Annotated in this window: 11 protein-coding genes and 1 pseudogene; 8 read left to right on the top strand and 4 right to left on the bottom strand. The window is 72.6% G+C overall.

Annotation, left to right across the window (positions count from 1 at the left end):
- Window positions 1–8 precede the first annotated feature (8 nt).
- The 3 genes from IPL61_34905 to IPL61_34915 all read right to left on the bottom strand — a co-directional run bounded on the left by IPL61_34905 (window position 9) and on the right by IPL61_34915 (window position 8,253).
- Window positions 9–6,458 (bottom strand): DUF4157 domain-containing protein, encoded by a 6,450-nt coding sequence (locus IPL61_34905; protein ID MBK9036384.1) that lies wholly within the window; start codon window positions 6,456–6,458, stop codon window positions 9–11.
- 270 nt (window positions 6,459–6,728) lie between these two features.
- Window positions 6,729–7,136, bottom strand: a complete 408-nt coding sequence (locus IPL61_34910) for a hypothetical protein (protein MBK9036385.1) — start codon at window positions 7,134–7,136, stop codon at window positions 6,729–6,731.
- A 283-nt stretch (window positions 7,137–7,419) separates the two neighbouring features.
- On the bottom strand, window positions 7,420–8,253 hold the full coding sequence (locus IPL61_34915; protein MBK9036386.1) for a metal-dependent hydrolase: 834 nt from the start codon (window positions 8,251–8,253) through the stop codon (window positions 7,420–7,422).
- Between the two features lie 74 nt (window positions 8,254–8,327).
- Between IPL61_34915 and IPL61_34920 the strand changes: the two genes are divergently transcribed.
- Both IPL61_34920 and IPL61_34925 read left to right on the top strand, forming a co-directional pair.
- The gene (locus IPL61_34920) at window positions 8,328–9,323 is read left to right on the top strand and encodes an AraC family transcriptional regulator ligand-binding domain-containing protein (protein MBK9036387.1); all 996 of its coding nucleotides are present in this window, start codon (window positions 8,328–8,330) and stop codon (window positions 9,321–9,323) included.
- A 173-nt stretch (window positions 9,324–9,496) separates the two neighbouring features.
- Entirely contained in the window at window positions 9,497–9,820 is a 324-nt protein-coding gene (locus tag IPL61_34925) for a hypothetical protein (GenBank protein ID MBK9036388.1), read from the top strand.
- Between the two features lie 20 nt (window positions 9,821–9,840).
- Here the strand turns inward: IPL61_34925 and IPL61_34930 are convergent, their stop codons facing one another.
- On the bottom strand, window positions 9,841–11,886 hold the full coding sequence (locus IPL61_34930; GenBank protein MBK9036389.1) for an elongation factor G: 2,046 nt from the start codon (window positions 11,884–11,886) through the stop codon (window positions 9,841–9,843).
- Between the two features lie 275 nt (window positions 11,887–12,161).
- Here IPL61_34930 and IPL61_34935 point away from each other — a divergent pair.
- The 6 genes and pseudogenes from IPL61_34935 to IPL61_34960 all read left to right on the top strand — a co-directional run bounded on the left by IPL61_34935 (window position 12,162) and on the right by IPL61_34960 (window position 20,979).
- A pseudogene (locus IPL61_34935) lies at window positions 12,162–14,350 on the top strand (S9 family peptidase).
- A 138-nt stretch (window positions 14,351–14,488) separates the two neighbouring features.
- Window positions 14,489–15,328 carry a hypothetical protein gene (locus tag IPL61_34940; GenBank protein MBK9036390.1) on the top strand — a complete coding sequence of 280 codons (840 nt, stop codon included), beginning with the start codon at window positions 14,489–14,491 and terminating at the stop codon, window positions 15,326–15,328.
- A gap of 305 nt (window positions 15,329–15,633) precedes the next feature.
- Entirely contained in the window at window positions 15,634–16,113 is a 480-nt protein-coding gene (locus IPL61_34945; protein MBK9036391.1) for an RNA-binding protein, read from the top strand.
- A 188-nt stretch (window positions 16,114–16,301) separates the two neighbouring features.
- Complete coding sequence (locus IPL61_34950) at window positions 16,302–17,324, top strand: ABC transporter ATP-binding protein (GenBank protein MBK9036392.1); 1,023 nt, start codon at window positions 16,302–16,304, stop codon at window positions 17,322–17,324.
- Between the two features lie 86 nt (window positions 17,325–17,410).
- On the top strand, window positions 17,411–18,349 hold the full coding sequence (locus IPL61_34955; GenBank protein MBK9036393.1) for an ATP-binding cassette domain-containing protein: 939 nt from the start codon (window positions 17,411–17,413) through the stop codon (window positions 18,347–18,349).
- The gene (locus IPL61_34960; protein MBK9036394.1) at window positions 18,346–20,979 is read left to right on the top strand and encodes a hypothetical protein; all 2,634 of its coding nucleotides are present in this window, start codon (window positions 18,346–18,348) and stop codon (window positions 20,977–20,979) included. Before IPL61_34955 ends, IPL61_34960 begins: the two co-directional genes overlap by 4 nt.
- The last annotated feature ends 2 nt before the right edge of the window (window positions 20,980–20,981 follow it).

The raw sequence follows: 20,981 nt of genomic DNA on the forward strand, positions 1-20,981 counted from the left end.
CGGTGTCGTCACTTCGTGGGATCGAACCCGGCACCACCCGACTCCATCCTGGCGTTGTTCCACTTCACGGCGAGCTTCCACGGAGCCGCGGTGGCGCTGGGCTCGAGCCAGTGCGTCGCCTTGTCCAGCCTCCCGGTCTCCGCGGTGAAGTTGTAGTAGTCGACCTCCCGGGTCGCAAGCGCGTCCTTGAGCTTCGTCTGCATCTCGTCGCGCATCCACTTGTAGGTCGTGCACGCCGCCGAGAAGATCCGCTCGGCCACCGCGTCGCGGGCTAGCGACTTGCCGGCGACCTCGAGCGGCGCGTTGGCCTTCTGCGCGGCGCGCAGCGCTTCCTTGTTCTTGAACAGCGCGCGCCAGGCCGACCGCTCGCTGGCGCCGCCGAGCCCGTCGTAGAAGTGGTTGTCGACCGCCTGCCCCGGCGCCGACTTGCTCTTGTTCTCGACGCTCTCGTCGGGCTCGGCGTGGATGTGGACGTCGCTGCGGTGGGTGTGCTTGCTGAGCAAGATGATCGGCATCTCGGCGCCGCGGCCCGCCTCGAACCTGGCGACCTGGATGCCCTTGATCGTCGTGACGCCGCTCGCGTCGCCCGACACGCCGGGATAGTAGTCGCTCGCGATACCCGCCTTCACCGGGAAGGGCGAGTTGGTCTTGTGCATGTTGTGCAGGTACTCGAGCAGCAGGTACTGCGTGGTGTGGTGGGCGTCGCGCTCGTAGCCCTTCTGGCTGCCAGCCGGGCCGAACTCGGCGTAGGTGCCGAGCCGCAACCCGACGTGGCCGTAGCTCGGGTCGGGCGCGATCGGCGTGCCGCCCTCGTCGGCGTGGTTGGTGCGCAGGTAGTCCTTCGCCACCGGCAACTGGTTCGCCGGCAGATCGCCGGTGGGCGGATGGGCCTCAGCCTCGACCAGCGCGGCCACCGTGTCGCTGAGCTTCAGCACCTTCGACTTGTTGTCGTAGGTCCCCGGGCGAGGACCGAGCCGGCTGAGCACCAGCCGGGCCGCGGCCTTGTACTCGGCCTTGGCGTCGGTCGTCGACGCGTACTTGGTCTTGATCGACGGCTTGGTCGCGAACGTGTTCTCGATGACCGTGTCCCACAGCCCGGCGGTGCCGCCGAGGAACGGCAGGTGCAGGTAGCCCGCGCGGACCCCCTTGATCGGCTTGGTGGCGTCGACGACGTCCTTGCGCGCCACCGGCCCCTTGCCCTTGGTCTCGGCGAGGTCGATCGTGATCGCGACGCCGGTCTGCGCGAACAGGTAGTCGGCGAGCTCCAGCTCGAGCTTGCGCGGCGGCACGTAGTAGTACGTCTTCACCGGCGCGTCCTTGCCGGCCTTGGTCCTGTGATCGAGCCGGGCCTTGTAGACCAAGACCGGGATCGCGCTCTCGATCTTCTTCTTCTTGTCGGCGTTGTCGGCGATGTACTTCACCACCGCCGCCGCGACGTCCGGAAGGTTGAACGGCGCCATCTTGAAGTCGGCCGGCTTCATCGAGGTGAGCGCGGAGAACAGCGCCGCGACCCCGCCGCTCTTCAGGGCCGCCGCGACCGCGCGCGCGTCGGCGTCCTCGGCCAGTTCCTCCTCGAGGTACTTCGCGCCGCCCTTGCCGGCGTCGATCTCCTCCATGTTCTTGCGGATCGCGGTGTCGGCGGTCATCTCGCGCAGGAACCTGCGGAAGAAGTCCGAGCCGAACGGCTGCAGGCCCCGCGTCGCGCCGAGGTCGGCGTCGTCGAGGTGTCCACCGCCGGCGACGCGATCGGCCGACGCCTCGCGCGCGGTGTCGACGTTGAGCCCGAGCCCGGCGGTCCCGACCTGCGGCGATGACGAGTGGGCCGCGCCGAGCGGGCGCGGGCCGGTCTGCTGGACAACGTGGGTCAGCTCGTGGTGGAGCACGCGCGTCCCGAACGTCGAGCCGGGGTCGAGGCCGGGCCGCAAGAAGACGTGGCTGCCGGTGGTGAGGCCCTCGGCGCCGTACGCCGACGTCATGGCGCCAGCGTCGCCACCGGTGTGGAGGCGGACGTGGCCGAGGTCGTGGCCGAGCCGCGGTTCCACCGCCGCGCGGGTGTCGACCGACAGCGGCGCACCGGCCTCGAACGACGGCGGCGACGGCGGCGCGCCTGACCCGCCCGCGCCACCGGGTTGCAAGAACGGCTCGGTCTCCGGCTGATCTTCCTGCTCGGGAAAGCCCGAGCCGTCGGTCTGTGCGGCGATGGGCACGCTGGCGGCGTCCGGCGTCTTGACCATCTTCGCCAGGAACGGCACTTCGCTGAGCTTGCCCTTCAGCGCGCCGACGAACTCGTCGCGGAACTCGACCAGCGTGGGGTTGAAGCGATCGCGGATCTGCTGGCGCCACAGCTCGTTGGGATCGATGCCACCCGACTTCAAGCCATCGGCGATGGCCTTGAGCCCGTCCTGCCAGATGTCGAGCTCGCTCAAGATCGCCTTCATGCCGGCGTAGCCGATGCGGTACTCAAACCCGAGTCGATCGATGATCGTGTCGATGATGAACTCGATCACCGTCTCGAGCTTGACCAGCTCCTCGGGCAGCTCGACGTGCGACAGCGTGTTGAGCATCTCGGCGCCACGCTCGAGCAGGCCATTGGCGCCTTCCTTCAACTGCTCCTCGTACGTCGCCTTGCGGTCCTTGTCGGTCGCGGCGCCGCCGCCGATCAGCTCGGCGAGGTCGATCGACGGCAGCCGCTCGTAGTTCTGCAGCACGAAGCGCGCGACCGTCGACGCGCCGGGATGGCTGATCAACCACAGGTGGGCGCGCCGCACCGGCGTCTGCGCGACGGCGCGCACGCGCTGGACACGCGCGAGCATGCGCGTGCCCAGCCGCAGGATGTTGCGGGCGATCGCGGCGACGCGCGCCCACTTGCCCTGCTTGCGGCCGACGCTCCGCTGTCGGTCGGTGCCGTGATCGGGCACGTCGAACTTGCGATCGACGGTGTCGAACAGGAGCCACAGCACCGCCTGCTCGGGCGAGATCTTGAAGAAGCCGAGGATGTGCTCGACGTACTTGCGGATCGCGCCGACGCCGTCCTTGCTGAAGGCGTCGAGGATCTCCTTGAGCTCGTCGCTGCCCATGGTCTCGAAGACCGCGGCCGCGATGCGCGCCACCCGGGCCGCGGCGGCGGTCGGCGGGAACCAACTCGCGGCCACCATGATCGCGTCGGCGAACGTGTCGAGCGCGCCGGCCAGCTTCTTCAGGCCCTTGAGGATCGAGTACATCGCGGTCGCATGCGAGACCTGACCCAGCATGCGGAAGTTGGTATCGGCGACGTCCCAGAAGGAATCGCCGATCTTGATCTTGAAGAGGAGGTCGCCAGTCGGCGCGATCCGCCGGCGCTTCTCGTCGACCAGGAACGCATCGCCCGCGGTGTCGTCGGTACCGGGCCACGGCACGCCGCCGGCCAGCCCCATGGGGAACCGGGTGTGCCAGCGAAACGACTTGTAGACCTTCACGAGCTGGTAGCGCACGCCCTCGTGGTGGAAGCCGTTGTCGTAGCCGGCGTGGAAGTGATAGGTCTCGCCGACCGCGCGCAGGCTCTGCGAGCCGACCTCGCCGAGCATGCCGAACTCGAGCTGATGCTCGAGCACCGCCTCCTTGAGCGTCTTCTCCTGGTTGGCCAGGAGCGCGGCCGCCATGGCCATCATGGCTTCAGTGTAGTCGCCGCGCCGGATCGCCAGCACCCGTGGTCGGTAGCGCGGATCGTGCTCTTCCTTCCACACCCGCAGCGTCCCCGAGATCAGCGGCAGGACCTGGCTGATGGGGATGTCGCGCAGATCACCGCCGATCGCCCCGTTCATGACCGCCGCGGTCTCGAGCACCATCGCCGCCATCTGCGCCGGCCGATCCTCGTCGGGCATGATGAACCCGCCGAAGTCGAGCATCCACGACGCCGCCTCGCGCGGCTCGAACATCTTGTCGAGCTGGTAGCGATCGTAGGCGCGCCAGTGCGGGAAGATGCGCGTCTCCTCGTGAACCCGGCGCTGATGGCTCGTGGCGCGGCGCGCGGCGTCCTCGAGACCGACGTGGGTCACGTCGCCCTTGAGCGCGAGGTCGTAGTCGCCGGTGAGCTGCTTGCGCAAGAGCTCGTCGACCGACGTGCCGCCGACCAACGTGCCCGCCTTCGCGAGCTTCTCCAGCATGTCGAGCCAGGTCCAGTAGGCGGGCTGCGCGGGCATGGGGTCGACGTACGTGGCGTTCCACACCGTGCGGACCGCGTCGTCGAGGCCGGGGATCTTGCGCAGGAGCTCCACCATCTGATCCATGCGCGGGATGGCCCACACCACGGCGCCGTCGGCGTGGACGCGCTCGCCGTCGGCGGTCGCGGTGAAGAAGCCGGCGCGCCCGCCGCGGACCTCCGCGACGCGCGGGTGGTCGAGCAGGAGGTTCGAGATCGACTCGGTCGGGCTGGTCCCCTTCAGCACGATCGAGCCCGGCATGATCCAGCGCTCGGGGCGCGGCCAGGTCTCGACCGCCTTCACCGCGTCGGTGAGGATCGGCTGGTGGGTGTCGGAGAAGTCGTCCTTGCGCTGGCCGAGCAGCGTCTCGAGCTGGCCGGTGAGCTGGCGATAGTAGTCGGCGTAGAGGAACCGCTCCATCAGGCCGAAGGTGAGCTTGATCGACGGGAAGTTGACGGGCACCGCGCCGGCGCCGAGATCGCGCGACATGTCGCCGAGGCGGATGTCCTTGGACTGCGTCCACGCTCGATCGAGCGCGACCTGATTCTCCTTGGGCGCGAGCACGCCCTTGACGGTGGCGGACAGCGCGTCCGACGCGAGGATGGCCGCGATGTTGTTGACCAGCCGCGCGACCCGGATGCGATGACCGATCCGGTGATCGGCGAGGAGCTTCTCGTTCTTCTTCGCCGCGGTGCCGAGGTCGACCTTGGCGAAGCCCTTGTCGGCGGCGACGTCGTAGTCGCGCAGTTGCTGATCGAGCAGATCGGCGGCCACGAGCACCCATCCGATCCGGAGGTCGGCGTCGCTCGGGTCGGCGCCCTTCCGGATCGACTGGATCAACGGCACCTCGTAGTGCTTGTAGACGTGGGCGCGGAGGTGCTCGCGCGCGTTCTTGACCTTGCCGCCGTAGACGTCGGGCTTGGGCAGCGAGTCGAAGCGCCCGGCGTTCTTCTCGGTGAAGAGCGCCTTGCCCATCGCGATCAGGTGCTTCACGAAGGGCTTGAGGCGAGCGTCGGCGCGGAGGCCCGCCTGGAACGCGGTCCGCGCCTCGCCGCTCGCCAGGACCCGATCGTCGACGCCGCGCCAGTACGCCAGCGCCAGCGCCGCCTTCGCCTTCACCAGCGGCCGCAGGTGGCCCAGCATCTTCAGTTGCTCGGGCGAGAAGTCCGCGTCGTCGGTCTTGGTCGGCGCCGACTGCCAGTCGGGCCCCCCGTCGTCGGGCTCGGCCAGGCGCGCCGCCAGGTTCTGCCGCGTCACGGTCGCCAGGTGCCCCTGCTTCAGCAACCGCGCCGCGAGATCGGGCAACCAGGAAGTTCGCAGCTCGTCGAGCTTGACCAGGGCCGTCAGGGTGACGAAGAACAGCTCGTTCTCCTCGAGACCCTTGGATTCCTGCGCGGCCTTCATCGCCGCGGCCGCGGCCTTCTGGAACGAGCCGCCCTGGATCGACAGGTCGTACATCCAGCGCGACGTCGGGCTCAGCAAGAACGGCAGATAGGTGTTGGCCCAGTTGGTGAAGAAGAGCGTCTTCAGCACCATGCGCTTGGGCGAGCCGGTGCGCTCGGGCCGCGCCAGCGCCTCGATGACGAACGCCGAGGACGGGTTGGCCTTGCGGTACGCGAGGTAGAAGGCCTTCGACAGGAACGCGGTGCGCAGATCGCGGCCGGCGCGATCGAGCGCGGTGCGCGCCGCGGCGAACTGGCCGAGCGCCTTCCAGCAGTCGAGGTAGAAGCCGCGGACGCGCTCGGGCAGCGCGTCGAAGGCGGTGAGCTTGGCCGCGGCGGCGGGCGCGGTGCCGCCGGTGCCGAGCAGCTCGGCGGCGAGCGCCGGCGTGGTGGCGGGAACCGGCCGGAACGCGGTGCCGACCAGCGCCTCGACGTTCGCGAAGGCCGCGTTGAGCGCCGCATCGCCGGTGCCGTGCTCGTGCTCGTAGCGCGCGCGGATCGTCGCGTACTCGATCTTGTCGTCCTCCCACAGCCCGATCGCGTCGACCGCCTGCTCGGCGCACTGGACCGGCGCGGGGCCGTGCTGCGCCGTCGCGACCATCGTCTGATCGGTGGTCGCGCGTCCGGTCTGCTGCAGGACGTGCGCGACCTCGTGCGCGAGCAGCACGAACCCGGCCTCGCCGGTCAGCTCCGGTTGCGCCAGATCGAGGTAGACGTCGCGGCCGGCCGCGAAGCCGCGCGCGGCCAGCCCGCGCGCCGCGGCGGCGGCGTTGGCGTCGGTGTGGATCCGCACCGCGTCGAGGCGCGCGCCGAAGCCGCGCTCGAGTCGCGCGCGCACGCCGCCCGGTAGCGGCGCGCCGGGACTGCCCGCGATCGGCGCCGCGGCGGCCGGCGCCGCCGACAGCGTCCGCGCTTGACCGACCGCGCCCGTCGCGACCGCGGCGGCGCTGCGCGCGGCCTCTTGCTCCCACCGCACCGTCGCGGCGCTGCGCGGCGCTGGACGCGGAGACGCCGGGCGGGCGCCGGCCCCACGCCCGCCCAATTTCCCCCGTGAAGGCGGAGCCAGCTTCACGCGGCGAGCGTACTACAACACCGCGCGATCGACGGCTCACGGCGCCGTGCGCAAGCCCACCGCCGCATCGACCCGCGAGCCCACCGACCCGGCATCGATCCGGTCCGCCGCCGCCGCCTCGAACGCGCGCGCGTAGTCGTCTCCTCGCCGGCGTGCGTCGTCGGAGCCCGGCAGCGCTCCCGGCGGGGCCGGCCGCTGCGTTCGACCCGGTCCGTCCGCGCGCTTCCCGCTCGCCGCCGTCGCGCCGTCGCTCGCCGGCCCGTCGCTCGCCGGCCCGTCGCTCGCCGGCCCGTCCGCGAGCGTCGCGTCGCTCGCCGGTGCCACGACGGCCGCGTCGCTCGCCGGTGCCACGACGGCCGCGTCGCTCGCCGTCGTCACCGGCCTGGCCGGCCGGCTGCACGAGCCGGCGACCAGCACCACGATCCCCATGACGAAACCACGCACCGCTGGAACCTAGACGGCTCCCGCCGGGTCGGCAAGGGCTGGCGTCTGGACGCAGGTCGACCGACGCGCCGGACCGACGCGCCGGACGGCGCCGCGCCGAGGGGATCGCCCCGGCGCGCGGACGCGACGCGCTCCGCGGCCAGCGCGGTCCGGCACGCCCCGGCGTGGGCGGTTCGCCACCCGTCCGGCCACCGCGCTGCGCACCTGACCATTCGCCAGCGGCCTCAGGTGGCCAATGTCGCCAACGATCGAGGTCATTTCACACTCACGGGGTGATCGCGTGTCACGCCGCGGCGCGATCGACGAGCGGCCCGTCGACGCCGAACAGCTCGGCGCGCCAGGCCGCGAGCAGCGCGTCGGTGTCGCGATCGCGCGGGTGGAAGCCCGGGCGGAAGTACGCGAAGTACGCCGGGATCAGCCGCGTGAAGTAGCCCGGCGACAGCCACAGCTTGCCGACGCTGCGGGCCCAGGTCCACGGCTTCCACAGCACCCGGCGCGTGACCATCAGGCGCGCGTGCACCAGCGCCAGCACGGTGACGAACAGCGCGGTGGTGTAGAGCATGGTCGTGACCCGCCGCCAGTAGCCGCCGCCGACCGCGCGGTAGACGTCGAACGCGACCGCCTTGTGCTCGCACTCCTCGAGCGCGTGCCACTGCCACAGCGCGCGCACCGACGGATCGAAGTCGGCCTGCTGCCGGCGATCGCTGAGCAGGGTCTCCCCGAGGATCGCGGTGAAGTGCTCGAGCGCGCACGTGATCGCGAGCTGCGAGCGCCGCGGCAGCGCCCGCCGGCCCAGGTCGAGCAGCGCGCGCAGCCGACGCTCGACCGCGGCGCCCTCGGCGTGGCCGTGGGCCGCGAGCAGGTCGTTGAGCACGCGGTGCTCGCGCCCGTGCATGGCCTCCTGGGCGATGAACCCGGCGATCTCGGCCCGCAGCGCCGGGTCGGTCACCTGGTCGCGCACCTGCTTGACCGAGTCGACGAAGAACCGCTCGCCCTCGGGGAACAGCAGGGACAGCGCGCCCAGCAGCGTGGTGGCGTAGGCACAGCCGTCGACCCAGTCGCGCGGCACCGCGGCGGGATCGAGGCCGAAATCGACGTCGCGGCGCGGGATGGTCATGGGCTCAGCGTGGCCCCGGCCGCGCGATCGCCGTAGGTCCGGGCGTGCCGACCGGTTATCATCTGGGGCCAGACGTGACCACCTCGACCGCCGACATCCCGGGCGCGTACGTGCGCGACGTGATCGCGCTGTGCGGCCGCTGGCACGTACCCGCGGGCGAGCTGACCCGCGGCCTGCCGGTGACCGTCGCGGCGCTGGCCGCCCCCGAGACCCGCGTGCCGCTGGCGGTGTGCGCCGAGATCGTGGCCCGGGCCCACCGCCTCACGCGCGAGCCGGCGCTGGCGCTCTACGTCGGCTGGCAGATGCGGCTGTCGACCCACGGCTACCTCGGGTTCGCGGCCATGACCGCGGCCACGGTGCGCGAGGCCATCGAGCTGGCGGTGCGGTTCGCCGCGACCCGGACGACCGCGATCGGCCTGGCGCTCGAGGTCGAGGGCGCCGCCGCGGCGCTGGTCGTCGAGGAGCGCGCCGACCTCGGCCCGCTGCGCGAGTTCGCGGTGCTGTCGCTGGTGGTCGGGCTGTGGCAGCTCGGCCGCGCGTTGACGGGGCGGCCGCTGGTCGGCACCGCCGAGTGCGGGTTCCCGGCGCCGGCCTTCATCGCGCAGGTGCCGTTCGCGGCCGGGATGATCCGGTTCGAGCGCCCGGCCCACCGCATGCGGTTCGCCGCCAGCGTCCTCGACCTGCCGATCACCTCGGCCGACCCGGTCGCGCTCGAGCTCGCGCGCGGCCAGTGCGAGCGCGAGCTGGCGGCCATCGTCGACGCCGGCCTGCCGGCCCGGGTCCGGGCCGAGGTCGTCGCCCGCGTCGACGGCGACGCCGCGCTGCCCGCGGTCGCGCGCGCGCTCCGGCTGTCGACCCGCACGCTCAAGCGCAAGCTGGCCGAGCGCGACACCACCTTCACCGCCATCGTCGACGATCTGCGCCGGCAGCGGGCGCTGCTGCTGCTCGACGACCGGGCCCTGTCGATCGGCGAGGTCGCGGCCCGGGTCGGCTACACCGAGCTGCCCAACTTCACGCGCGCGTTCAAGCGCTGGACCGGGATGACGCCGGCGGCGTACCGGACCCGCTGATCCCGCCCGTTGTGATCCTCACACGCCCCCGCGCGGCGCCAGATCCGCCAACGCCGCGCGTCGCGCAGCGCCTGGCGCAGATCGTGCGCGAATCGCCGCCGAGCGCAGATCACCCGGTGACGACGGCGGATCGTCGCATTTACAGGGGCGCCCGCGCGCACTAAAACCCAGCCATGGACACCACGCTCAAGCTCATCGCCAAGACCCTCGGTGCGTCCGCAGTGGAGGCCGCGGGCGCCGACGCGCGCTTCGCTGTCGAGGGCGCCGACGGCGGCTGCCTGAAGATCTCGATCGAGGGCCGCCTCCAGCGGGTCATGGGCGTGCTGATCGATGCGGCCGGCGTCACGCGCGCGTCGTTCGATCTCGCGCCGGTGTCGCACGTGAAGGACGACGTCAGCTTCCCCGGCCGCGTCACGCTGCACGTCGGCAAGCAGCTCGTCATCATCGACAGCCACCCGACCCTGGCGATCGAGATCGTCAGCAAGGACACCGAGTAGCGCCACCGCCGAGGACGAACCTACTCCTCGGCGTGCGGCCGGTACGCGGCCGCGACCTTCTGCGCGATCGCCGGCGGCGCGACGTCGTACTGGGCCAGCTCCATCGAGAAGCTGCCCTGGCCGCTGGTCGAGCCGCGGAGCTGGCCGACGTAGTTGCCGACCTCGGCCAGCGGGGCCTGGGCGTGGATCTGGGTGACGCCGTCGGGCAGGGTCTCGAACCCGAGGACCTTGCCGCGCATGTTCTTCAGATCGGTCGTGACCGTGCCGGTGTGGGCCTCGGGCACCATGATCTCGAGGTTGACGATCGGCTCGAGCAGCACCGGCCGGGCCCGCGCGAACGCGTCGCGGAACGCCAGCTTGGCGGCGGTGCGGAACGCGATGTCCTTGCTGTCGACCGAGTGGGCCTTGCCGTCGGTGATGACCACGCGCACATCTTGCACCGGCGAGCCCGACAGGCCGCCGGCCTCGAGCGCGTCGATGACGCCCTTCTCGACCGAGCTGATGAACTGGTGCGGGATGGCCCCCCCGAACACGTCGTTGACGAACTCGAAGCCCTCGCCGCGGCCGCGCGGCTCGACCCGCAGGAACACCTCGGCGAACTGCCCGGCGCCGCCGGTCTGCTTCTTGAGGCGGTGGTGGCCCTCGGCCCGGGCCGCGATCGTCTCGCGGTACGAGATGCGCGGCGCCCGGGTCGTGACCGTGACGCCGAACCGGTTCTTGAGCTTCTCGAGGACGACCTTCAGGTGCAGCTCGCCCTGGCCGCTGATCACGTACTCGCGGGTCTGACGATCCTGGCCGGCGTGGAGCGTGGGATCCTCCTCGCACAGCCGCTGCAGCGCCGTGCCCAGCTTGACGTCGTCGACCTTGGTCGCGGCCTCGAGCGCGAGCGTCAGCACCGGCGCCGGGTAGGTCGGCTTCACCGGCGCGAGGTCCTCGGCCACGCCCGGGGCGTGGAGGATCTGATCGACGTGGAGCTCGTCGATCCGGGCCAGCGCGACCAGATCGCCGGCGCAGGCGACGCCGCCGTCGACCTCGGGGTGCTCACGGCCCTCGACCTTGAGCACGGCGCCGGCCTTGCGCGCCTTGCGATCGCTGGCGGCGACGAACGGGGTCTGGCCGTCGAGCGTGCCCTGGAGGATCCGCACCATCGCCAGCTTGCCGGCGTAGGGATCGTTGGCGATCTTCCAGACGTGGGCGATCAGCGGCGCGTCGGCGTCGCAGCCGAGCTCGACGGTCTGCTCGCCCTGGCGCAGGCGCCGGGGTCGGCCGGTGATCGGGCTGGGGCCCTCCTCGACCAGGATGTGGAGCAGATCATCGACGCCGACCTCGGCGCTGGCGGCCGTGAACAGCACCGGCACGACGTGGCCGCGCGCCATCGCGGTGACGAAGCACTGGCGCAGCGCCGGGAGATCGATCGGCTCGCCGCCGAGGTAGCGCTCGAGCGCGGCGTCGTCGACCTCGATCGACGACTCCAGCATCTCCTGGTGGACCTCGGCGACCGAGCCGAAGTCCGACGCGCCCGCGGCGTGGTCGAAGCAGTCGATCACGTCGGTGCCCTTGGCGCTGGGCAGGTTGATGCAGTGCAGGTTGGGCCCGAGCGTGGCGCGCAGGCCCTCGACCACCGCCGGCAGCCCGCCGAGGTTGGTGTCGATCTTGTTGACGACGATCATCCGGGCCAGGCCCAGCTCGCCGGCCGCCGCGTACAGGCGCCGGGTCGGCAGGTCGAGGCCGGCGCCGGCGTCGATCACCAGCACCGCGATCTCGACGGCGGGCAGCGCCGCGAGCGCGTGGCCCACGAAGTCGGGGTGCCCGGGGGTGTCGATGATGTTGATCTCGCGGCCCGCGTGGGTCGCGAACAGCATCGTCGCGCTGATCGACTGGTGGTGCTTCTTGGCCTCCGGCTCGTAGTCGCTGATGGTGGTCGCGTCGTCGACCGAGCCCATGCGGGTGATCGCGCCGCAGCGGTGGAGCAGCGCCTCGGCCAGCGTGGTCTTGCCGGCGCCGGCGCGGCCGATGAGGGCGATGTTGCGGATGTCCTGGGGACGAAAGCTCGTGGCGACCTTCATGGCGTACCGACCCTTGCAAGCGACGTGCACGGTCGCAACCCGGCCGCCGCGACCGGTTGCCGCAGCCTCCCTCCGCCGCGCGCTGACGCAGGCGCGAGCCGGCCGCCGGTCCGCGCAAGCGCGCGCGCGCCTCGCCGCCCGGCCAGTCGCCGAGCGCGGTCGGAGCGAGCGCGCCCCCCATCACTTCCCCGGCGCCGCGGCCTGGCCGTCGGGTCCGGCCCTGTCGCACCGGGTCGCAGGTTTCGCGGGCTTCCGTGGGTGCTACCGTTCGCGCCATGCGAACGTTCAGACTCGCCGCGGCGCTCGCGGCCCTCGCGCTCGGCTCGTGCTGCGCGCAGCCCGGGCCGAAGGCGACCACGGTCGCCGTACCGACCGACCCCGATCCCGACGTCTTGCTGCCCCCGACCGTGGAGGATCCCCCCGCCGTGACCAAGCCGTTCCCGCCGACCCGTCGCGACGACATCGTCGACGTGATCCATGGCCAGCAGGTCGCGGACCCGTACCGCTGGCTCGAGGACGCGGGCCAGCCCGAGGTCGCCGCGTGGATGGACGCGCAGGACGACTTCGCCCGCGCCGAGCTCGCCCGGCTGCCCGGCCGCGACGCCATCGCCGCGCGCCTGCGCGAGGTCTTCTACTACGACGCGGTCGGCGCGCCGACCCACCGCAAGGGCCACTTCTTCTACACGCGCAAGCACGCCGACAAGGAGAAGATGGTCGTCTACTGGAAGAAGGGCGAGGCCGGCGCCGAGCAGGTGCTGTTCGATCCCAACACCTGGTCGACCGACGGCTCGAGCGGCCTCGGCGGCTGGTGGCCGAGCCGCGACGGCACGCGGATCGCGTACGCGAAGAAGGAGAACAACGCCGACGAGACCGTCACGTACGTGCGCGACCTCGCGACCGGCAAGGACCTCGCCGACGTCATCCCCGGCACCAAGTACTCGGGCGCGTCGTGGGTCCCCGACGGCTCTGGCTTCTACTACACCTGGGTGCCCGAGGTCGGCGGCGCCGTGACCGTGGCCAACCGCCCCGGCTTCGCCGAGCTGCGCTTCCACAAGCTCGGCGCCGATCCCGCCAAGGACGCGATCGTCCACCCGGCCACCGGCAACCCGCAGACGTTCCTCAGCGGGTTCGTGTCGTGGGACGGCAAGTGGCTGATCGCCTCGGTCCAGCACGGCTGGAACTCGGCCGACCTGTACTTCAAGAGCGCGGCGCAGCCGTCGGCGCCGTGGACCACGCTGGTCGCCGGCGTCGACGCCAACTTCGACGTGACGGTCTGGAAGGATCGCTTCTACGTCAACACCAACGACGGCGCGCCGCGCTACCGGGTGTTCGCGGTCGACCCGCGCGGCCGGCCCGGGCCGCCTGGAAGGAGATCGTGCCCCAGACCGCCGACACGCTCGAGAGCGTCGGCGTCGTCGGCGGCAAGCTCGTGCTGACCTACCTGCGCGAGGTCGCGACGGTCATCGAGATCCACGACCTCGACGGCAAGCTGGTCCGCAAGGTCGACCTGCCGCCGCTCGGCACCAGCGGCGGCATCGGCGGCAACCCCGACGAGGACACCGGCTACTTCGGGTTCTCGTCGTTCACCGAGGCCTCGGTCATCTACCGCACGTCGATCAAGACCGGCGCGGTCACCGAGTGGTCGCGGGTCACGCTGCCGATCGACACGTCGACGATGACCGTCGAGCAGGTCCGCTACACCAGCAAGGACGGCACGTCGATCCCGATGTTCCTGTTCCACCGGAAGGACGCCAAGCCCGACGGCACGAACCCGGTCATCCTCTACGGCTACGGCGGCTTCAACGTCAGCCTGACCCCGGGGTTCTCGTCGTCGCGCGCGGTCTGGCTCGAGCGCGGCGGCATGCTCGCGATCCCCAACCTGCGCGGCGGCGGCGAGTTCGGCGAGGACTGGCACAAGGCCGGCATGGGCGCGCACAAGCAGAACGTCTTCGACGACTACGTCGGCGCCGCCCGGTACCTGATCGACAGCGGCTGGACCTCGCCCGCGCACCTCGCGATCCACGGCGGCTCGAACGGCGGCCTGCTGGTCGGCGCCGCGATGACCCAGGCGCCCGAGCTGTTCCGCGCGGTCGTGTGCGCGGTGCCGCTGCTCGACATGATCCGCTACCACCAGTTCGGCTCGGGCGCGACCTGGGTGCCGGAGTACGGCTCGGCCGAGGACCCCGACCAGTTCAAGACCCTGCTGGCGTACTCGCCGTACCACCACGTCGTCGACGGCACCCGCTACCCGGCGCTGTTGATGCTGTCGGCCGACCACGACGATCGCGTCGACCCGATGCACGCCCGCAAGTTCACCGCCGCGGTCCAGCACGCGATCCCCGGCGATCGCGCGGCGCTCCTGCGGATCGAGAAGAACGCCGGCCACGGCGGCGCCGACGCGGTCAAGCAGGCGGTCGAGCAGAACGCCGACACGTTCGCGTTCCTCGAGCGCGAGCTGAAGTAGCCGCGGTAGACGGCCCGGCGGCGGCGGGATTCACGCGCGCGCGGGCGCGGCGGCCGCGGTCGTGATCGCGGCCGCGCCGGTGGCGGTCGGCGGGCCGTAAGCGCGGGATCGCCCGCGACGTTCTGCTATCACCTGCCCATGCCCCGCCTCGCCCTGCCCGCCACCGCGCTCACCCTCGCCCTCGCCGCCGCCTGCAGCCACGGCCCCGGCAAGCGGCCGTACCCGGCGCCGACCACGGTCGACCTGCTGGCCCGCATCACCGCCACCACCGATCAGGTGTCGTCGTTCTACGCCGACGACACCACGATGGACTACTGGATGGGCGACGAGCGGGTGAAGGGCACGGTCGCGATCATGGGCACGACCGGCGCCCGGGTCCGGATCAACGCGCTGTCGCCGGCCGGCGGCACGACGCTGTCGGATCTGGCGTGCGACGGCCGCGACTACGCGTTCATCGACTTCAACAAGAACTGCCAGCTCACCGGGCCGTGCAGCCGCGACTCGATCGCCGCGATGCTGCGGGTGGCGCTGACGCCCGACGATCTGCTGACGCTGGCGATCGGCGCCACGCCGATCATCGCCGGCGCCACGGGCACGGTCCGCTGGGACGGGTCCGCCGGCAAGGAGGTGCTCGAGCTCACCGGCGACGGCGGCCGCACGCAGGTGATCGTCCTCGACGCGCGCGACGGCCACGCCGACGTGGTCTCGAGCGAGGTCAAGACCAGCGACGGCGTCCAGGAGTGGCGCATCGACAACACCGGCTTCTCGACCGTCAAGGACGCCAGTGGTGCCCCGCGACGGGTGCCGGTCAAGTCGCGGTTCCGGTCACCCGGTGAGAAGTCCGATCTGATCGTCGAGTGGAACGCGCGCCAGCTCGGCATCGAGCTGGGCGACGAGAAGTTCCAGATGGAGCTGCCGCCAGGGCTCGCGAGCTGCCAGCCGCAGGCCCAGGTGAGCGCGGGTCAGCCCGCCCCGTAGTCTCCAGCAATATGCCGAAACTATTGCATACATAAGCGTTTTCGGGGCCGCGCCGAGGGCGCCGTTCCGCGATCGTCGCGGTGTGTAGACGATCCTACTTGCGGGCGTTTCGGCGCCAGGGTAATAGTCGCGTTGCCACGGTTTGATCGGTCTTTCTTTCTCGGGTCTCCTTGGGTCATCGAGCCTTTTGGACACGCAGAGCGACGGTTCGGTAAGCAGTGGTTGAGCTACGAAGCGAACCGCCAGCGAGGTCGGCCCCTCGGCGCGGTGTCTTGTGACGAAGGCCAGAGGATAGCGAGATCGAGATGAGCACCCGTCTGTACGTTGGCAACCTTTCTTTCAACACTTCGACCGACAGTGTCCGCGCCGCCTTCGAGGAGTTCGGCACGGTCTCCGACGTCCACCTGGTGAGCGACCGGGAGACCGGTCGGCCCCGCGGGTTCGGCTTCGTCACCATGGGCACCCCCGAGGAGGCCAAGAAGGCCATCGAGGGCATGGACGGGCAGAACCTCGACGGTCGCCCGCTCCGCGTCAACGAGGCTGAGGAGCGCCCGGCCCGCGGCGGCGGCGGCGGCGGCGGCGGCTTCCGCGGCGGCGGTGGCGGCGGTGGCTACCGCGGCGGTGGCGGCGGTGGCGGCGGCTACGGCGGTGGCGGCGGTGGCTACGGCGGCGGTGGCGGCGGCTACGGCGGCGGCGGCGACGGCGGCGGTGGCGGCGGTGGCGATCGCGGCGGTGGCCGTGGTGGTCGCGGTGGTCGCGGCGGCGGTGGCGGTGGCTACCGCTGAACTAGCCTGACTCGGCTCGTGAGACGCGACGGCGACCGCCGTCGCGTTTTTCGTTTCGGCGCGGCGTCGGTCTCGGCGCGCGCGTCTCGGCGCGGCGCGCGTCTCGGCGGGGGCTCGTTTCGCCGCTCTTTTCGTTTCGGCGCGGCGGTGGGCCAACCGGGCCGGCGCCTGCGATATCGTCGTGGGCGATGGGCGAGCCCTTGCTGGAGATCCGTGACCTGGTCACGGAGTTCCGGACCGACCGGGGCACGGTCCGGGCGGTCGACGGGGTGTCGTTCGCCATCCCGCGCGGCCAGACCCTGGGCGTGGTCGGCGAGTCGGGCTGCGGCAAGTCGGTGACGGCGCTGTCGGTGATGCGGCTGGTGGCGACGCCGCCGGGCCGGATCGCCAGCGGCAGCATCCGCTACGCCGGCAAGGATCTGCTGGCGCTGTCCGAGCGCGACATGCGCGCCATCCGAGGCGATCGCATCGGCATGATCTTCCAGGAGCCGATGACCTCGCTCAACCCGGTGTTCACCGTCGGTGACCAGGTGGCCGAGGCGGTGCGCCTGCACCAGGGCAAGTCGCGCAAGGAGGCGCGCGCGGTCGCGATCGAGATGCTGGCCAAGGTCGGCATCCCCGCGCCCGAGCACCGCGTCGACGACTACCCGCACCAGCTCTCCGGCGGCATGCGCCAGCGCGTGATGATCGCGATGGCGCTGGCGTGCAAGCCCGACCTGCTGATCGCCGACGAGCCGACCACCGCGCTCGACGTGACGATCCAGGCGCAGATCCTCGAGCTCCTGCGCGCGCTCCAGGCCGACCTCGGCATGAGCATCCTGCTGATCACCCACGATCTGGGCGTCGTCGCCGAGACCTGCGACGAGGTGATCGTCATGTACGCCGGGCGCGTGGTCGAGCAGGCGCCGACGACGAGCCTGTTCGCGCAGCCGCGCCACCACTACACCGCGGGCCTGTTGCGCTCGATCCCCAGCTACGCGCCGGCCGGCGCCGATGCCGGCGCCCCGGCGACCGCGGCGCCCGGTCAGCGCAAGCGCCTCACCGAGATCGCCGGCATGGTGCCGCCGCTGTACGCGCTGCCGGTCGGCTGCAAGTTCGTCGACCGCTGCGGCGCGGCGATCGCGCGCTGCCACGAGGTCGAGCCGGCGCTGGTCGAGCTGGCGCCGCGCCACCTGGTGCGCTGCCACGTGCCGGTCGAGGGCCCGTCGTGACCGCGCCGCCGCGCCTCGAGCTCGCGGGGGTGTCGAAGCACTTCGCCACCAAGATCGCGTGGCCGCGCGAGCCGGTCGCGCCGCACGTGCGGGTCTGGCGGGCGTTCACGCGCAAGCCGGCGCTGGTGCGCGCGGTCGAGGACGTGTCGCTGACGATCGCCGCCGGCGAGACCCTGGGCCTGGTCGGCGAGTCCGGCTGCGGCAAGTCGACGCTCGGGCGCACCGTGCTGCGGCTGCTCGCGCCGACCGCGGGCGCGATCCGGTTCGACGGCGTCGACGTGGCCCGCCTGTCCGAGTCGGCGATGCGGCCGCTGCGCCGCAAGATGCAGATGATCTTCCAGGACCCGTACGCGTCGCTCAACCCGCGCATGAGCGTGGGCACCGCCGTCGCCGAGCCGCTCGTGATCCACCAGCCGCAGCTCGGGCGCAGCGCGCGCGCCGACAAGGTCGCGGCGCTGCTCGCGCGCGTGGGCCTGCCGGCCGACGCCGCGGCCCGCTTCCCGCACGAGTTCTCGGGCGGCCAGCGCCAGCGCATCGGCATCGCCCGGGCCCTCGCGGTCGAGCCGACCTTCGTCGTGTGCGACGAGCCGATCAGCGCGCTCGACGTGTCGATCCAGGCGCAGATCGTCAACCTGCTCCAGGACCTCCAGGCCGCCGATCACCTCACCTACCTGTTCATCAGCCACGACCTCAAGATCGTGCAGCACCTGTGCGATCGGGTCGCGGTCATGTACCTGGGCCGCGTGGTCGAGCTGGCCGCCGCGGCCGAGCTGTACCGCTCGCCGCGGCACCCGTACACCCGCGCGCTCCTGTCGGCGGTGCCGGTCGCCGATCCCAGCGCGGCCGCGCGCCGCCAGCGCATCGTCCTGACCGGCGACGTGCCCAGCCCGCTGGCGCCGCCGCCCGGCTGCGCGTTCCACCCGCGCTGCCCGATCCCGAACAAGCCGCCCGAGTGTTTCACCCTCATCCCACCGGCCCGCCTGCTCGGCGGCGCGCTGGTGGCGTGCCACGTCGCCGAGGCATGAGCGAGGACACGCGCTCCGGCGACCTGCCCGGCGTCCGCCACGCCGGCGATCTCGAGCTGCGCCCGCTGCCGGCGGTGCTGCTCGATCTGCACGACGCCGGCGCCACCGGCCGGTTCCTGGTCCGGCGCGATCGCGTGGTCAAGACCGTCGATCTGTGCGAAGGCCAGCTGGTCGCGACCACCGGCCGCGACGAGACCCTCGGCCACTTCCTGGTCGCGAGCGGCGCGATCACGACCGCGCAGCACCAGGCCGCGGTCGCCGACGCCCACGCCGCCGGCCGCGGGGTCGGCGAGGCGCTGATCAAGGCCGGCCTGCTGACGCCCGAGTCGCTGCTCGAGCAGCTGTCGGCGCAGACCCGCTACCGCCTGCTGTCGCCGCTGCGCTGGACCGTGGGCGCGTGGCGGTTCGAGGCGCGGCCGCTGGCGCCCGAGGGGCCGCTCTTGCCGATCCCCGAGACGGTGCTCGCCGGCCTGCGCGACACGTCGAGCGAGGGCCCGCCGCCGAGCCAGCTCATCGCCGATCTGTTCCTCGAGCTCACCGCCCGCGGCGAGCGGCTGGTGCCGTTGTTCCGGGCGATCTACGGCGCGCGCGTGCCCGAGCGCCTGCCCGAGGGCGTGACCGCGCGCGGCCTGCTCGAGCAGGGGCTGCCGGCCGCGGTGATCGACGCGCTGGTGCTGACCGACGCGGTGATCCCCGCGATCCCGCGGGTCGGCCCGGCGCTGGCGCTGCGCAGCGGCGACACCGGCGAGCGCTCGCCGCTCTACGCCGAGCTGTTCGGCGGCCTGTCGACCGTGGCGCCGATGCCGACCGGCGGCGATCCGCTCGACCTCGCCGACGAGGGCATCGACGACGACCTGCTCGACGACGACGCGACCCGGGCCGCGCGCACCGCGCTGACGACCGAGGCCCTCCGCGTCCGCGATCTCGATCACTACGCGGTGCTGCTGGTCGATCCCCACGCCGGCGATCTCGAGATCGCCGCGGCGGTGGCCGAGCGCCAGAGCATGTTCGCGCGCGACTTCTACGCCCGGTTCGCGCTCGGCAACGACGCCGGTCGGCTCGACGAGCTCCACGCCGCCTACGAGCTGGCGCGCGAGGTGCTGCTGACCGACGAGCGCCGCGCCGCGTACGACCGCGAGCTCGCCGGCGGCGAGCTCACCGACCGCGGCGTCGAGAGCGATCGCCTGCGCACCGCCGGGCTCGATCTGCTCCAGCGCGGCGAGGCGACGGCGGCGGTCGCCAAGTTCGAGGCCGCGCTGGGGGTGCGGCCCGACGACGCCGAGGCCCTGGCCGGGCTGGCGTGGGCGGTCTGGCACCGCGAGGAGCGCACGCCCGAGGCCGCCGACGTCGCGCGCGCGTACCTGGGCCGCGCGCTGCGGGTCGCGCCCAACCTGGGCATCGCCCACCAGCACCTCGGCCTGATCGAGCTGGCGATGGGCGTCGACGACCAGGCCGCGCTCGAGCACCTCGAGCGCGCCGCCCGCGCGATCCCCGGCGACGCCCAGGTGCTCGACGGCATCGGCGCGCTGTACCTGCGCCGCGGCGCCGGCCGCGAGCTCGAGCGCGCGCTGCGCCGCCTGCTGCGCGCCGGCGCTGGCACGCCCCACGACCACGCCGCGATCTGGCAGCGCCTGGGCGCGCTCTACAGCGATCACCTCGACGATCCGGCCGCGGCCCGGGCCGCCTACGGCCAGGCGGCGCGCCTGGGCGGCACCGCGCGGCCGATCCGGCGCATCCCGACGCCGCTGCCCGGCCAGACCAGCGACGACGACTACCTGGACGCCTCGGTGCGGGTCGCGACCGGCGACGCCAGCGACGCCGACCGGATCCTGTACGACGAGCTGCGCCCGCGCGCGGTGCCGCGGGCCCGCACGACCTTGTCGCGCGAGCTGTGGGCGCTCCTGCGGCACCCGTCCGACGAGCCCGACCTCGGCGCGCTGGCCGAGCTGCTCGCGCCCGCGGTCCACGCGCTGCACCCGATCTCCCTCGACGATCTCGCGGTCGATCCCGCGGCGCGCCTGGCCGACGCCGAGCTACCGCCGGCGTTCGCGAACCTGCGCGGCTACATCGCCGAGCTGCTCGGCCTGCCGATCGCGCCGGTCTACGCCCACCCCGACTTCGGCCCCGACGTCCACGTCGGCGCCAGCGACGAGCTGGTGCTGCTGGCCGGCGACGACGCCCTGACCGCGCCCGACCGCGCCACCCTGGCCTTCCGCCTGGCCCGGGCGTCGACGTTCCTGTGGCCGGGGCGCGCGGTGGGCGCGTCGCGGCCGGCGCGGACCCTGCGCAGCCTGGTGATGGCGCTGTTCCGCGAGTCGAGCGGCCCCGACCCGACGCCCGACGAGGCCACCGCCGCGCTGGCGGCGCTGCCCGACGACGTCCGTCGCCAGGCCGGCGGCCTGGTGTCGCGGCTGTTCGCGCGCTCGCCCGAGCACAACCTGTCGCGGTGGGCGCAGTCGCTGGGCCGCACGGCCGATCGGTTCGGGCTGCTGGTGTGCGGCGACGTGCCGGTGGCGCTCCAGCTCGCGGCGTCGGCCGACGGTGACCTGCTGGCGTTCGCGCGCTCGCCGGAGTTCCGCAAGGTGCGCCGCGCGCTCGGCCTCGCCGCCGACACCCAGCGGGGGCTATAGTC

The organism is Myxococcales bacterium (assembly GCA_016717005.1).
In the GTDB taxonomy this organism is placed as follows: domain Bacteria; phylum Myxococcota_A; class Polyangia; order Haliangiales; family Haliangiaceae; genus UBA2376.